This is a genomic window from Streptomyces sp. NPDC059092 (genome assembly GCF_042756365.1).
In the GTDB taxonomy this organism is placed as follows: Bacteria; Actinomycetota; Actinomycetes; order Streptomycetales; family Streptomycetaceae; genus Streptomyces.
The window spans coordinates 16581-31777 of the sequence record NZ_JBHZEJ010000045.1 but is presented as its reverse complement, the minus strand read 5'-3'; the positions used below and the strand labels follow the sequence as shown (position 1 = coordinate 31777).

The window sequence follows — 15197 nt, the reverse complement described above, 5'->3', positions numbered from 1 at the left end:
TGCGGAGGAGTCCGCTCACCGGCCCCGGCCCGTGCGGTGGTTCAGGCGACCGTCAGCTCGACGATCAGGGTGGCGCCGCCCTCGGTCCCGATTCGGAGCAGGAACGTGCCGGCCGTGTCGCCCGCGAAGATCTTCGGGAGCTGGAGGACACCGTCGGCGTCGGTCGTCAGCTCCGTCAGGGTGCGCAGCGGGTTGCCGTCGGCGTCCTTGAAGTAGGGGCTGTCGGTGGGGGCGGTGTCGTCGGTCGCGGAGGTGACGAAGGCGGCGGTCGCGGCCACGCTCGGGGCGGCGGCTCCCTGGTAGGTCGCCTTGACCTCGACCGGGGCGGCGAACTCGGCGCCGGGCGCGGCGGTCAGCGCCGTGTCGGCGGTCCTGGCCAGCCCGTCGGCCTTCCGGGCCGTCACGGTCGCCGTGTGGTCGACGCCCGCGATGTCCTCGTTGCCGACGACGGTGGCGCGGATCGTGAACGTGCCGGTCCGCTCACCAGCCCGGACGGCCGGTGCGGCCGCAGAACCGTTTTCGCCGGTGACGACGGTCAGCCTGGCCGTGCCGAGCGGGAAGCGGGCGTCGGTGTCGCCGACGATCTCGAACCGTACGGACACGCCGGCGACGGGCTTGCCCGCCGCGTCCGTGGCGCGCACCGAGGCGCTTTCGGTGAACCGGCTGCCCGCCACCGCGGTGGTCTTGGCCGTGCCGGTCCTCACGAGCGTCTTGACGACGGGCTTGGGGGCGGGTGTGCCGGGGGTTCCGCTGTCGCCCGGGGAGGGAGTGGTGGTGCCGCCGCCGGGGGGTGTCGGCTCGGGGCTGCCGGGCTCGGTCGCCGGCGGCTTCGAAGGGGCCGTGCCGCCGGGCGTGTTCGGGGTGGCAGGCTTGCTCGGCTTCGTCGCGGCGGGCTTCGGGGTGACGGTGCTGGGCGCCGGGATCGGAGTCCGGGTCGGGGTGGGGCTCGGCCGCGTGGTCGTGGGGCTGCCGGGGCCGCTGCCGACGGGCAGCACACCCTGGCCGTCCGGGACCTCGTGGCTGCCGTTCTTGTAGTACCGGAACCAGGTCAGGACCGTGTTCAGGTACTCCCGCGACTGGTTGTAGCCGAGGATCGCCCGGTGGAGATCGTCCTCGACGGAGAGATCGCGGTCCCCCGCGCAGAGGTAGTAGGCCGCCGCGAGCGCCGCGTCGTAGATGTTGTTGGGGTCCTTGCGGCCGTCGCCGTTGCCGTCCTGGCCCCAGGTCGCCCAGGTGGACGGGATGAACTGCATGGGGCCGACGGCGCGGTCGTGCGTGGCGTCCCCGTCGTACTGGCCGTTGTCGGTGTCGGAGATGTTGGCGAAGCCGACGCCGTTGAGGACCGGGCCGAGGATGGGCGCGGTCGTGGTGCCGTTGGCGTCGACCTGGCCGCCGCGCGCCTGGCCCGACTCGACCTTCCCGATGGCGGCGAGGAGTTGCCACGGCAGGTTGCAGCCGGGCTTGTCCTCCGTGAGGGTCTGTTCCGCCCTCTTGTACGCGGCCAGAACCGTGGCCGGTATGCCCGCTTCCGCCGGACCCGTGGCCGGCAGGTCTATCGAGGTGCCCGGCTTGTCCGGGGTGGTGAGCGGCGGAAGCTCGGTGTAGTACGGGGAGTTGCCGGTGACCGCGGTGTCGGGGGACGGCGTCGCGTCGGCGGCCTGGGACCCGCTCGTACCCGTGTCCGTGGGGATGGCGCCGGGCGCCTGGGACGCGGAGAGGGCCGCGATGGCGGCGGCGGCCACGGCGGTGGTGGTCGCGCCTCTGCGCAGTCTGCTGCCGAATAGCGCTGGCATGGGTCGGGCCCCTCCCCGTGGACGGCTGTTCGCGCTCCCCGCGCGAGGACTCAGGCGACCCTATGTCAACTCCTGGCCCCAGCACACCGGTCGGTCGGCCGTTTTCACCAGTTCGCCACCTCGGCGTCGCCCAGTTGCCCGTACCGCCCGCGACCGCTTGTGCCCACTTTCCCCTTCCGTCCTCTCCGCCCCCTCTGTCCCCGTCTGTGCGGCCGGCCCCGCCGCCCGTCGTCGGAACGCCGGTGAGGGCGCACGCGGCGACGGGCGGCGGGGCCGGGAAGAAGCGGGGACGGGGAAGCGGTGGCGGGTCGGGGAACGGTGCGGCCGGGACGCGGAGGCGGCGCTTCGGGTCAGTGCGCCGCGGACTCCCAGTCGGTGCCCACACCGATCGACACGTCCAGCGGCGCGCGCAGCTCGACCGCGCTCGGCATCTCGCGGCGCAGCAGCTCCTCCACCCGCTCCCGCTCGCCCGGGGCGATCTCCAGGACGATTTCGTCATGGACCTGGAGGAGCATCCGGGAGGTGAGGCCCGCCTGCTCCATCGCCCGGTCGACCTTGAGCATCGCGACCTTCACGATGTCCGCCGCGGTGCCCTGGATGGGCGCGTTGAGCGCCATCCGCTCGGCCATCTCACGGCGCTGGCGGTTGTCGCTGTTCAGGTCGGGGAGATAGCGGCGCCGGCCCAGCATCGTCTCTGTGTAGCCCGTTGCCCTGGCCTCCACGACCGCGCGGTGCAGATAGTCCCGTACCCCGCCGAAACGCTCGAAGAACGTGTCCATCAGGCCACGCGCCTCGGCGGCCTCGATGGTGAGCTGCTGGGAGAGGCCGAACGCCGAGAGACCGTACGCAAGTCCGTACGACATCGCCTTGATCTTGCGGCGCATCTCCGGGTCGACCGCGGACTTCTCCACCCCGAACACCTGGGAGGCGACGGTGGTGTGCAGGTCCTCACCGGAGGTGAACGCCTCGATCAGACCCGCGTCCTCGGAGAGGTGGGCCATCACCCGCAGCTCGATCTGGCTGTAGTCCGCCGTCATCAGCGACTCGTAGCCCTCACCGACGACGAAGCCGCGACGGATCGCCCGGCCCTCGTCGGTACGGACCGGAATGTTCTGGAGGTTGGGGTCGGTGGAGGAGAGCCTGCCGGTGGCGGCCACGGTCTGGTTGAACGTGGTGTGGATCCGGCCGTCGGCCGCGATCGTCTTGATCAGCCCCTCGACCGTGACCCGCAGCTTCGCCTGCTCCCGGTGGCGCAGCATGATCACCGGCAGCTCGTGCTCCGTCTGAGCGGCGAGCCAGGCCAGCGCGTCGGCGTCCGTGGTGTAACCGGTCTTGGTCTTCTTGGTCTTGGGCAGGCCCAGCTCACCGAAGAGGACTTCCTGGAGCTGCTTGGGCGAGCCCAGGTTGAACTCGTGGCCGACAGCGGCGTGCGCCTCCTTGACGGCCTGCTGCACGGCGCCCGCGAACTGCTGCTCCATGGCCTCCAGATGCGCCCGGTCCGCGGCGATGCCGTGCCGCTCAAGACGGGCCAGCAGGACGGAGGTGGGCAGCTCGACCTCGTCGAGCAGTTCGGTGGCACCCACCTCGCCAAGACGCTCGGTGAACGCGCCGCCCAGATCGAGGACCGCGCGGGCCTGCGCCATCAGCGCGTCGGCCTCCGCCTGCTCGTCCGTACCGAAGGCGAGCTGCCCGTCCGAGGCCGCGGGGGCCAGCTCGCGGCCCAGGTACTCGACCGCGAGGGCGTCCAGCGCGAAGGAGCGGCGGCCCGGCTTGACCAGATAGGCGGCCAGGGCCGTGTCCATCGTGACACCGCCGACCCGCCAGCCGTGCTCGGGCGCGACCCGCATCACACCCTTCGCGTTGTGCATCACCTTCGGGCGGTCGGCCGCGTCGAGCCACGCGGCGAAGGCCCGCTCGTCGGCCTCGTCGAGCTGCGTCGGGTCGAACCAGGCCGCCGCACCGCCCGCCGCGGCGAGCGCGACCTCGGTGACGCTGCCCGTGCCCAGCGCCCACGTGTCGGCGGTGGCGACACCCAGCGGCTCCTCACCGTGGGCCGCCAGCCAGGGGGCCAGCTCGCCGGAGCCCAGCACCGCACCGTCCAGCTCGACACCCGCGGCGGGCGCCGGGGCCTCGTCCTCCGCGGCCCCCGGGTCCACGGCGAGCAGCCGCTCGCGCAGGCTCGGGTTACGGATCTCCAGCACGTCGAGGACGCCCTTGAGCGCCTCACGGTCGTACGGAGCGCGCTCCAGGTCCCCCGGGGCCTTGGACAGCTCGACGTCACGGACCATCTCCGTGAGCCGGCGGTTGAGCTTGACGGACTCCAGGTGGTCGCGGAAGTTCTGCCCCGCCTTGCCCTTGACCTCCTCGGCACGCTCCACCAGCGCGTCGAACGAACCGAACTGGTTGATCCACTTCGCCGCGGTCTTCTCACCGACCCCCGGAATACCGGGAAGATTGTCGGACGGGTCGCCGCGCAGGGCCGCGAAATCCGGATACTGCGCGGGCGTCAGCCCGTACTTCTCCTGGACCTTCTCCGGAGTGAACCGCGTCAGCTCCGAGACGCCCTTCGTCGGATACAGCACCGTCGTGTGCTCACTGATGAGCTGGAACGAGTCCCGGTCACCCGTGACGATCAGCACCTCGAAGCCCGCCGCCTCCGCCTGCGTGGCCAGCGTCGCGATGACATCGTCCGCCTCGAAGCCGTCGATCGCGAACCGGTCCGCGCGCATCGCGTCCAGCAGCTCACCGATCAGCTCGACCTGCCCCTTGAACTCGTCGGGCGTCTTCGAACGGTTCGCCTTGTACTCCGGGAACTCCTCGGACCGCCACGTCTTGCGGGACACGTCGAACGCCACCGCGAAATGCGTGGGCGCCTCGTCACGCAACGTGTTCGCCAGCATCGACGCGAAGCCGTAGATGGCATTGGTCGGCTGACCCGTCGCGGTCGTGAAATTCTCCGCGGGCAGCGCGAAGAACGCCCGGTACGCCAAGGAGTGCCCGTCCATGAGGAGCAGGCGTGGACGGTTGTCTGCGGTCTTCTTCGATGCTGTCTCAGCCACGGGTCCGATCCTGCCACGCCCCACTGACAATCCCGACCGGCCCCACCCGCCACCCCGCACCAGGACCGCCCCCCGAGCCGCCCGCGCACCGCCCCGGACCACCGCGAACCCACCACCGGCAACCGGCTGCCGCACCACCTCCGGGGCCTCGGCCCACGGTTGTCGGTGGCCCGTGACAGGATCGGACCCGTACGCGAAAAACCCACGCCCGAGGGAGAGCGCGATGGCCAGCAAGCCGCCCACAGGTGATCCGGTCCAGGACGCGCCCCGGATCGCGCCGCCCAAACACGCGGCGGCGGGACTCCCCGCCATCGGACACACCCTCCGCATCGCCCAGCAGCAGATGGGTGTGCGGCGCACCGCGCAGACCCTCCTCAAGGTCAACCAGAAGAACGGCTTCGACTGCCCCGGCTGCGCCTGGCCCGAAGGCGACCACCGGCACACCGCGGAATTCTGCGAGAACGGCGCGAAGGCCGTCGCCGAAGAGGCCACCCTGCGCCGCGTCACCCCCGACTTCTTCGCCGCACACCCCGTCGCCGACCTCGCCACCCGCAGCGGCTACTGGCTGGGACAGCAAGGCCGGATCACCCAGCCGATGCTCCTCGACCGGGACCCCGAGGGCCACGCCGCCGACCACTACACACCGGTGAGCTGGGAACGGGCCTTCGCGATCATCGCCGAGGAACTGACCGCGCTCGGCTCCCCCGACGAGGCCCTCTTCTACACCTCGGGCCGCACCAGCAACGAAGCGGCGTTCCTGCTCCAGCTCTTCGCCCGCGAGTTCGGCACGAACAACCTGCCGGACTGCTCCAACATGTGCCACGAATCCTCCGGCTCCGCCCTCTCGGAGACCATCGGCATCGGCAAGGGCAGCGTCTCCCTCGAAGACATGCACCAGGCCGACCTGATCATCGTCGCCGGACAGAACCCGGGCACCAACCACCCCCGGATGCTCTCCGCCCTGGAGAAGGCCAAAGCCGCCGGCGCGAAAATCATCTCGGTGAACCCACTGCCCGAAGCCGGCACCGAACGGTTCAAGAACCCGCAGACCCCCCAGGGCATGCTCAAGGGCGCCGCCCTCAACGACCTCTTCCTCCAGATCCGCATCGGCGGCGACCAGGCCCTCTTCCGCCTGCTCAACAAACTCGTCCTGGAGACCCCCGGCGCCGTCGACGAGGCATTCGTCCGCGAACACACCCACGGGTACGAGGAGTTCACCGCCGCCGCACGAGAAGCCGACTGGGACCAGACCCTGGCCGCCACCGGCCTGACCCGCCCCGAGATCGAACAGGCCCTCGCCCTCGTCCTCGCCTCGAAGCGCACCATCGTCTGCTGGGCCATGGGCCTCACCCAGCACAAACACTCCGTGCCCACCATCCGCGAGGTCGTCAACTTCCTCCTGCTGCGCGGCAACATCGGCCGCCCCGGAGCCGGCGTCTGCCCCGTACGCGGCCACTCCAACGTGCAGGGCGACCGCACCATGGGCATCTTCGAACGGCCCGCCCCGGCCTTCCTCGACGCCCTCGACCGCGAGTTCGGCATCACCTCCCCGCGCCACCACGGCTACGACGTCGTACGGTCCATAGAGGCGCTCCGCGACGGCGAGGCCAAGGTCTTCTTCGCGATGGGCGGCAACTTCGTCGCCGCCACCCCCGACACCCTCGTCACCGAAGCCGCCATGCGCCGCGCGAGCCTCACCGTCCACGTCTCGACCAAACTCAACCGCTCCCACGCCGTCACCGGCGCCCGCGCCCTGATCCTGCCCACCCTCGGCCGCACCGACAAGGACTTCCAGGCCGGCGTCCGGCAGATCGTCACCGTCGAGGACTCCATGGGCATGGTGCACGCCTCACGCGGCAACCTGCCGCCCGCGAGCCCCCACCTGCTCTCCGAACCGGCCATCGTCGCCCGCCTCGCCCGCGCCACCCTCGGCCCCAAGTCCCTCACCCCGTGGGAGGACTTCGAGAAGGACTACGCCACCATCCGCGACCGGATCGCCCGCGTCGTCCCCGGCTTCGAGGACTTCAACGCCCGCGTCGCCCACCCCGGCGGCTTCGCCCTCCCGCACGCCCCGCGCGACGAGCGCCGCTTCCCGACCGCCACCGGCAAGGCCAACTTCACCGCCGCCCCCGTGGAGTACCCGAAGCTGCCCGCAGGCCGGCTGCTGCTCCAGACCCTGCGCTCCCACGACCAGTACAACACCACCATCTACGGCCTCGACGACCGCTACCGCGGCATCAAGGGCGGCCGCAGGATCGTCATGGTCAACCCCGAGGACGCCGCCGAACTGGGCCTCGCCGACGGCTCGTACACCGACCTGGTCAGCGAATGGACCGACGGCGTGGAGCGCCGCGCCCCCGGCTTCCGCGTCGTCCACTACCCCACCGCCCGCGGCTGCGCCGCCGCGTACTACCCGGAGACCAACGTGCTGGTCCCGCTGGGCGCCACCGCCGACACGAGCAACACCCCGGCGAGCAAGTCCGTGGTCGTGCGCTTCGAGTAAAAGCCACCCGGGTCCTGTCCGGCGCGATGCCGCCCGCCCGGGCAGGACCCGGACGGGGCCCGCCGGAGAGGCCCTAAGCGTTCGCTCAGCCATCTGGTACACAGGACGGTGCACGCCGCACACACAAGCGAACACCGCAGCCGATCGGAGCCTGGCCCATGGGTGAGCAGACCCCTGTGAAGTTCCCGCAGGACGTCCTCGACGAATACGCCGCGCTGGGCGTCGATCTGACCGCACTCTTCTCCGCCGGGCACCTCGGCGACCGGATGGGGGTCCAGATCGTCGAAGCGTCCGCCGAGCGCGTCGTCGGCACCATGCCCGTCGAGGGCAACACCCAGCCGTACGGCCTGCTCCACGGCGGCGCCTCCGCCGTACTCGCCGAAACCCTCGGCTCGATCGGCTCGATGCTGCACGGCGGCCCCCGCAAGATCGCCGTCGGCGTCGACCTCAACTGCACCCACCACCGCGGCGCGCGCAGCGGCCTGGTCACCGGCGTCGCCACCCCCGTCCACCGCGGCCGCTCCACCGCGACGTACGACATCGTCATCACCGACGAACACGGCAAGCGGGTCTGCACCGCCCGGCTGACCTGCCTGCTCCGCGACGCGGCGGACGGACCCGCCGGAGCCACCGGAGCCACCGCGCCGCGATAGTCACCACGGCCCTCTTGTACGGACCGGCAGCACCACCTACCTTGCCCCCATGGTCTCGGGCGGACGGCGCGGATCCGGCGCGGGCGGGCAGAACACCCCCGCACGGATCCCGCCCGTCCGCGCGCCCGCAACCACCCCGCCGACCGCCCGTGCCGCGCCGATCGCGGCCCCCGCGCCGACCGGCCGCACAAGCGGAGGCAACAGCTCCGCAATCACGGCGCTCTCCGCCCGTAACGCCCCCGCACCGCGCCGCCCCACGTCCGCCGGACCACGTACAGCACGAAACGGCGCCAACAGCGTTACAGGGAACGGGTACCGGCCCCCGTAACCTCCCCCAGGCCTCATCGAACACGCGCGCGACCGTCCCCACTCGACATCACCCTGTGTAACAACCAGGTGAACGAGGATCCACCCGCTGCCCGCGAGGAACGCCCGGCTGCCCGTTTCCCTCCCCACCTGTGCCCGATCAGACCGTCAGCACCAAAAAGCACCCAAGTCCCTTAGCGGAACTGCGGGTTCTCACGATGTGGTCGAAATTCGGAGCGCACCGAAGCTCCACATACGCACGGAATGCACCCACCTGGTGTTCGTCCCGGCATAACAAGACAGTCACATCCTGACCTCACCGCTCCCCACCTCCCTCACCTCGGCTTAGAGTCACGCCCAGTCACCGCGCCGCCGGTGTGAGCATCAGCTCATATGTACGCACCAGTACAGTCCGGCGAACGCAACGGCACCTCAGCAGAGGAGGCCGCGCCAGGGAGAGGACTCACCGTGCGACACCGTTCCTTGCTCATGCTCACCACCGTGATCACCACGGGTGCGCTCACACTCACCGCTTGCGGCTCCCGCGACGACAGCAAGGGCAACAGCGGTAGCGACAAGACCACTGTCGTCATCGGTGTCGACGCGCCGCTCACCGGCTCGCTCTCCGCCCTCGGCCAGGGCATCAAGAACTCCGTCGACCTCGCCGTCAAGACCGCGAACAAGAACAACGAGGTCCCCGGCGTCGAGTTCAAGATCGAAGCCCTCGACGACCAGGCCGTCCCGGCCTCCGGTCAGGCCAACGCCACCAAGCTCGTCGGCGACAAGAACGTACTCGGCGCCGTCGGCCCGCTGAACTCCGGCGTCGCCCAGTCGATGCAGGGCGTCTTCAACACCGCCAAGCTCGTCCAGGTGTCGCCCGCCAACACCAACCCCGCACTCACCCAGGGCGACAACTGGGCCAAGGGCGACCTCAAGCGCCCCTTCGCCTCGTACTTCCGCACCGCAGCCACGGACGTCGTCCAGGGCAAGTTCGCCGCGCAGTACTACTACAACGACGCCAAGAAGCGGAAGGTCTTCGTCGTCGACGACAAGCAGACCTACGGCGCCGGCCTCGCGGCGATCTTCGCGCAGGAGTTCAAGCGCCTCGGCGGCAAGGTCGTCGGCACCGACCACGTCACCGTCAAGGAGACCGACTTCTCCGCCACCGCCGACAAGGTCAAGTCGACCGGCGCCGACTCCGTCTACTTCGGCGGCCAGTACCCCGAAGGCGGCCTGCTCTCCGACCAGATCAAGAAGACGGGCGCCAAGGTCCCCACCATGGGCGGCGACGGCATCTACGACCCGAACTTCATCTCCGCCTCCGGTGAGTCCAACGACGGCGACTTCGCCACCTCCATCGGCTACCCCGTGGAGAAGCTGGCCACCGCCAAGCAGTTCATCACCGACTACAGCGCCGGCGGCTACAAGGACCCGTACGGCGCCTACGGCGGCTACTCCTACGACGCCGCCTGGACCATCATCCAGGCCGTCAAGGCCGTCGTCGCCGACAACGACGGCAAGGTCCCGGACGACGCCCGCGAGAAGGTCCTCGAAGCCACCGGCAAGGTCTCCTTCGACGGCGTGACCGGCAAGGTCTCCTTCGACGAGTACGGCGACACCACCAACAAGCAGCTCACCGTCTACGAGGTCAAGAGCGGCGCCTGGAAGGACGTCAAGAGCGCCACGTTCCAGGACTGACCGCTCCGCAAGACCCCCACACACACGACCGAACCGCGCGAGGGCGCAACAGCGCCCTCGCGCGGTGTCATATCCGACACGCTCATCGGAGGCCCTGCGGTGAACGAACTGCCGCAACAGCTCGCCAACGGCCTTGCCCTCGGTGCCCTCTACGGCTTGATCGCCATCGGGTACACCATGGTTTACGGCATCGTGCAGCTCATCAACTTCGCCCACGGCGAGATCTTCATGATCGGGGGCTTCGGCGCCCTCACCACCTACACCTGGCTCCCCAGCGGAACCTCCCTGGTGGTGGCGGTACCCCTCATGATCGCAGGCGGCGCCCTCGCCTCGGTGGCCGTCGCCACCGCGGCCGAACGCTTCGCCTACCGCCCCCTGCGAGGCGCCCCACGGCTGGCACCGCTCATCACCGCGATCGGCCTCTCCATCGCCCTCCAGCAGCTCATCTGGGCGTTCTACCCCGACGCCAAGAAGGCCATCAGCTTCCCGGAATTCAAGGGCGAGTCCTTCCACATCACGGACAACCTCTACATCCAGCGCGCCGACGCCTTCCTCTTCGTCCTCGCCCCCCTGTGCATGCTCGCCCTCGGCCTCTTCGTCTCCAAGAGCCGCAGCGGACGCGCCATGCAGGCCACCTCCCAGGACCGCGACACCGCGAAGCTCATGGGCATCAACACCGACCGCATCATCGTCATGGCCTTCGCGATCGGCGCCGCCTTCGCCGCCGTCGCCGCCGTCGCCTACGGACTCGACAAGGGCCAGATCAACTTCGAGATGGGCTTCCTCCTCGGACTCAAGGCGTTCACCGCCGCGGTCCTGGGCGGCATCGGCAACATCTACGGAGCCATGGTCGGCGGAGTCGTCCTCGGCCTCGCCGAAGCCATGTCGATCGCGTACATCGAAGAAATCCCCGGGATGCAACAGCTCGGCGGCGGCGCATGGGCCAACGTCTGGGCCTTCGTCCTCCTCATCGTCGTCCTCCTCGTCAGGCCACAAGGCCTGCTCGGTGAGCGCGTCGCGGATCGGGCGTGACACCGATGACCAACACGACTGACACCACCACCAAGGCCCCCACCACAGCGGCGGCCGACGCCAAGCGCACCACCCAACTGCGCGGGCTCGCCCTCATCGGCGGCATCGCCACCGTGGCGAGCACCTTCCTCTCCTGGACCTACACCACCGAGTTCCCCGGCGACCTCACCGTCTACGGCTACCCCGGCGGCCTCCAGCTCCTCACCCTCACCGCCGGCATCCTGACCGCACTCTTCGCGCTCTCGGCACTCGGCATCAAGGGCCTCACCTGGCTCACCCCCACCGGCTCCACCAAAGCACTCCAGTTGCTCGCCCTCGGCGCCTTCGCCACCACCTGGTTCACGGTCATCGCCATCGCCGTCGAACTCGGCGGACTCGTCAACCTCGACCCCGGCGGCTTCGTCGCCGCCGTCGCCACCGTCATCCCCGTCGTCGCCGCCTTCCTGCTGCCCGACGACACCCGCCAGGCCAGGCGGCCCAAGGAACTCCCCTCCTGGGCAGAGATCCTGATCATCGTCGCCGTCTTCGCCCTCGGCCTCTCCGTCTTCACCTACGGCATCGACACCGAGTACGCCGAACTCTTCACCGGCTACCTGCTCACCGTCGGATTCACCGCCACCGCCCTCTTCAAAGCCGGCCTCATCGCGCGGATCAACGGCCTCACCGCCAAATACCGCCTGATCGCCGTCTCGGCCGCGTTCGTCGCCGCCGCCGCGTTCCCCTTCACCCAGAGCACCGACCAGTTCACCCTCATCGCGGTCAACATCCTCATCTTCGCGACCGTCGCCCTCGGACTGAACATCGTCGTCGGCCTCGCCGGACTCCTCGACCTCGGATACGTCGCCTTCCTCGGCGTCGGCGCCTACACAGCCGCCCTCGTCTCCGGAACCACCGCCTCCGTCTTCGACGTCCACTTCCCCTTCTGGGCCGCCGTCCTCACCGGCGCCGCCGTCTCCCTGATCTTCGGCGTCCTCATCGGCGCACCCACCCTGCGACTGCGCGGCGACTACCTCGCCATCGTCACCCTCGGCTTCGGAGAGATCTTCCGCATCGCCGTCGGCAACCTCGACGGCGTCTCAGGCCCCCGCATCACCAACGGCCCCAACGGCGTACCGAACATCCCCGACCTCAACTTCTTCGGGTACAACTTCGGCGAATCCCACACCGTCCTCGGCTTCGAACTCGGTGCCTACGCCAACTACTACCTGCTGATGCTCCTCGCCATGATCCTCGTGGTGATCGTCTTCAGCCGCGCCGGCGACTCCCGCATCGGACGCGCCTGGGTCGCCATCCGCGAGGACGAGACCGCCGCCACCGCCATGGGCATCAACGGCTTCCGCGTCAAACTCATCGCCTTCGCCCTCGGCGCCACCCTCGCCGGCCTCGCCGGCACCGTACAAGCACACGTCCAGCACACCGTCGTCCCCGAGATGTACGTGTTCGCCGGACCCGTGCCGCCCAACTCCGCGTTCCTCCTCGCCGCCGTCATCCTCGGCGGCATGGGCACCATCACCGGCCCCCTCATCGGCGCCTCCCTGCTCTACCTGATCCCCGCCAAGCTCCAGTTCCTCCAGGACTACCAGCTCCTCGGCTTCGGCATCGCCCTCATCCTGCTCATGCGCTTCCGCCCCGAAGGCCTCATCGCCAACCGGCGCGCGCAACTCCAATTCCACGAGACGGACCAGCTCGACGTACCGGACGACACCACCGGCCCGAGCACCGGCGTCGCCAAGGCGGGGGCGTGAACGACATGACGACCGCGACCACAACCAGCAGCGTCCTCAACGCCACCGGCGTCACCATGCGCTTCGGCGGCCTCACCGCCGTACGCAACGTCGACCTCCACGTCGACGCCGGTGAGATCGTCGGCCTCATCGGCCCCAACGGCGCAGGCAAAACCACCTTCTTCAACTGCCTCACCGGCCTGTACATACCGACCGAGGGCACCGTCACCTACAAGGGCACCGTCCTCCCGCCCAAGCCCCACCTCGTCACCAACGCGGGCATCGCCCGCACCTTCCAGAACATCCGGCTCTTCGCCAACATGACCGTCCTGGAAAACGTCCTCGTCGGACGCCACACCCGCACCAAAGAAGGACTCTGGTCCGCACTCCTGCGAGGCCCCGGCTTCAGGAAAGCCGAAGCCGCCTCCCACGAACGCGCCATGGAACTCCTCGAATTCATCGGCCTCCAGCACAAGGCCGACCATCTCGCCCGCAACCTCCCCTACGGCGAACAGCGCAAGCTCGAAATCGCCCGCGCCCTCGCCGCGGAACCCGGCCTGCTCCTCCTCGACGAGCCCACCGCCGGCATGAACCCCCAGGAAACCCGGGTCACCGAAGAACTCATCTTCGCCATCCGGGACCAGGGCATCGCCGTCCTCGTCATCGAGCACGACATGCGGTTCATCTTCAACCTGTGCGACCGCGTCGCCTGCCTCGTCCAGGGCGAAAAACTCGTCGAAGGCACCCCCTCGGCCGTCCAGGGCGACGAACGCGTCATCGCCGCCTACCTCGGCACCCCCTTCGAAGGCGCCCCCGGCGGCGAAGAAGTCGCCGCCGTCGAAGCCGCGGAAGCAGCCGCCGAAGCCGCGGAAACGGACACCCCCCGCGACACCAGCACCACCGGCACCACCGGCACCACCGGCACGGAAGGAGACGCGAAATGACCGCGCTTCTGGAGGTCGAAGACCTCAAAGTCGCCTACGGCAAGATCGAAGCCGTCAAAGGCATCTCCTTCAGCGTCGAAGCCGGCGAGATCGTCACCCTCATCGGCACCAACGGCGCCGGCAAAACCACCACCCTGCGCACCCTCTCCGGACTCCTCAAGCCCTCCGGCGGCCGGATCGTCTTCGACGGAAAACCCCTCAACACCGTCCCCGCCCACAAGATCGTCGCCCTCGGACTCGCCCACTCCCCCGAAGGCCGCCACATCTTCCCCCGGCTCACCATCACGGAAAACCTCCAGCTCGGAGCGTTCCTCCGCACAGACAAAGCCGGCATCGAAAAAGACATCCAGCGCGCCTACGACCTCTTCCCCATCCTGGGCGAACGACGGAAGCAGGCAGCCGGCACCCTCTCCGGCGGCGAACAGCAGATGCTCGCCATGGGACGCGCCCTCATGTCCCAGCCCAAACTGCTCATGCTCGACGAACCCTCCATGGGCCTCTCCCCGATCATGATGCAGAAGATCATGGAAACCATCGTGGAGCTCAAGTCACAGGGCACCACCATCCTGCTCGTCGAGCAGAACGCCCAAGCCGCGCTCTCCCTCGCCGACCAGGGCCACGTCATGGAAATCGGCAAAATCGTCCTGTCCGGCACAGGCGACTCCCTGCTCCACGACGAATCCGTACGCAAGGCCTACCTCGGCGAAGACTGACCCCGCCGCCGTACGCGAAAGAGGGCCCGCCCCCGGCCGACAGCCGGGAGCGGGCCCTCTCCGCGCAAGAGGCCTACAGCCCCTTCCCCGACTTCTTCTCCGCCGCGTCCTCGATAACCGCCTCAGCCACCTGCTGCATCGACATCCGACGATCCATCGACGTCTTCTGAATCCACCGAAACGCCGCCGGCTCCGTCAGCCCGTACTGCGTCTGAAGCACCGACTTCGCCCGGTCCACCAGCTTCCGCGTCTCCAGCCGCACCGTCAGATCCGCGACCTCACGCTCCAGCGTCCGCAGCTCCGTGAACCGCGACACCGCCATCTCGATGGCCGGCACCACATCACTCTTGCTGAACGGCTTCACCAGATACGCCATCGCCCCGGCATCCCGCGCCCGCTCCACCAGATCACGCTGCGAGAACGCGGTCAGCATCAGCACCGGCGCGATCGACTCCTCCGCGATCTTCTCCGCCGCGGAGATCCCGTCCAGAACGGGCATCTTCACATCGAGGATCACCAGATCAGGCCGATGCTCCCGCGCCAGCGCGACAGCCTGCTCCCCGTCACCGGCCTCACCGACGACCGAGTACCCCTCCTCCTCCAGCATCTCTTTGAGATCCAGACGGATCAGGGCCTCGTCCTCAGCGATGACGACACGCGTCGTCAGCGGCGGGACATGCGACTTGTCGTCATCGTCGACGGGCTGGGGCGACTCGGGGGCGGTCACGGGGGCTCCTCGTTCCAGACAGATGCTGCTCCCCATGAGCCTACC

Annotated in this window: 10 protein-coding genes; 7 read left to right on the top strand and 3 right to left on the bottom strand. The window is 69.4% G+C overall.

Going from position 1 to position 15197, the window contains the following annotated elements; genetic code table 11:
* Nucleotides 1-41: 41 nt before the first annotated feature.
* Both ACFXPL_RS24120 and polA read right to left on the bottom strand, forming a co-directional pair.
* On the bottom strand, nt 42-1793 hold the full coding sequence (locus ACFXPL_RS24120; protein ID WP_384923158.1) for a lytic murein transglycosylase: 1752 nt from the start codon (nt 1791-1793) through the stop codon (nt 42-44).
* A gap of 350 nt (nt 1794-2143) precedes the next feature.
* Nucleotides 2144-4852, bottom strand: a complete 2709-nt coding sequence (polA, locus tag ACFXPL_RS24115) for a DNA polymerase I (protein WP_384923155.1) — start codon at nt 4850-4852, stop codon at nt 2144-2146.
* 223 nt (nt 4853-5075) lie between these two features.
* Here polA and ACFXPL_RS24110 point away from each other — a divergent pair, with 223 nt between their 5' ends.
* The 7 genes from ACFXPL_RS24110 (at nt 5076) to ACFXPL_RS24080 (ending at nt 14425) form a co-directional block, all read left to right on the top strand.
* Entirely contained in the window at nt 5076-7355 is a 2280-nt protein-coding gene (locus ACFXPL_RS24110; protein WP_384923152.1) for an FdhF/YdeP family oxidoreductase, read from the top strand.
* Between the two features lie 158 nt (nt 7356-7513).
* A complete protein-coding gene (locus ACFXPL_RS24105) occupies nt 7514-8008 on the top strand; it encodes a PaaI family thioesterase (protein WP_384923149.1) in 495 nt (164 codons plus the stop codon).
* 774 nt (nt 8009-8782) lie between these two features.
* Nucleotides 8783-10012: a branched-chain amino acid ABC transporter substrate-binding protein gene (locus tag ACFXPL_RS24100; RefSeq protein WP_384923146.1), complete on the top strand. Its 1230-nt coding sequence runs from the start codon at nt 8783-8785 to the stop codon at nt 10010-10012.
* Between the two features lie 99 nt (nt 10013-10111).
* Entirely contained in the window at nt 10112-11044 is a 933-nt protein-coding gene (locus tag ACFXPL_RS24095) for a branched-chain amino acid ABC transporter permease (RefSeq protein ID WP_384923143.1), read from the top strand.
* A gap of 5 nt (nt 11045-11049) precedes the next feature.
* Nucleotides 11050-12789, top strand: a complete 1740-nt coding sequence (locus ACFXPL_RS24090) for a branched-chain amino acid ABC transporter permease (protein ID WP_384923140.1) — start codon at nt 11050-11052, stop codon at nt 12787-12789.
* A gap of 5 nt (nt 12790-12794) precedes the next feature.
* Nucleotides 12795-13712, top strand: coding sequence for an ABC transporter ATP-binding protein (locus ACFXPL_RS24085; RefSeq protein WP_384923238.1), 918 nt, complete (start codon nt 12795-12797; stop codon nt 13710-13712).
* Nucleotides 13709-14425 (top strand): ABC transporter ATP-binding protein, encoded by a 717-nt coding sequence (locus ACFXPL_RS24080; protein WP_384923137.1) that lies wholly within the window; start codon nt 13709-13711, stop codon nt 14423-14425. The genes ACFXPL_RS24085 and ACFXPL_RS24080 overlap by 4 nt, the downstream gene beginning before the upstream one ends.
* Before the next feature lie 73 nt (nt 14426-14498).
* On the opposite strand, the gene ACFXPL_RS24075 is transcribed toward ACFXPL_RS24080, so the two are convergent.
* Nucleotides 14499-15152: an ANTAR domain-containing response regulator gene (locus tag ACFXPL_RS24075; RefSeq protein WP_384923134.1), complete on the bottom strand. Its 654-nt coding sequence runs from the start codon at nt 15150-15152 to the stop codon at nt 14499-14501.
* Between the last annotated feature and the right edge of the window lie 45 nt (nt 15153-15197).

Excerpts from the sequence above, each read along its gene's own strand:
- ACFXPL_RS24120 (WP_384923158.1), bottom strand. The coding sequence starts at position 1,793 with ATGCCAGCGCTATTCGGCAGCAGACTGCGCAGAGGCGCGACCACCACC.
- ACFXPL_RS24110 (WP_384923152.1), top strand. The coding sequence starts at position 5,076 with ATGGCCAGCAAGCCGCCCACAGGTGATCCGGTCCAGGACGCGCCCCGG.
- ACFXPL_RS24105 (WP_384923149.1), top strand. The coding sequence starts at position 7,514 with ATGGGTGAGCAGACCCCTGTGAAGTTCCCGCAGGACGTCCTCGACGAA.
- ACFXPL_RS24090 (WP_384923140.1), top strand. The coding sequence starts at position 11,050 with ATGACCAACACGACTGACACCACCACCAAGGCCCCCACCACAGCGGCG.
- ACFXPL_RS24085 (WP_384923238.1), top strand. The coding sequence starts at position 12,795 with ATGACGACCGCGACCACAACCAGCAGCGTCCTCAACGCCACCGGCGTC.
- ACFXPL_RS24080 (WP_384923137.1), top strand. The coding sequence starts at position 13,709 with ATGACCGCGCTTCTGGAGGTCGAAGACCTCAAAGTCGCCTACGGCAAG.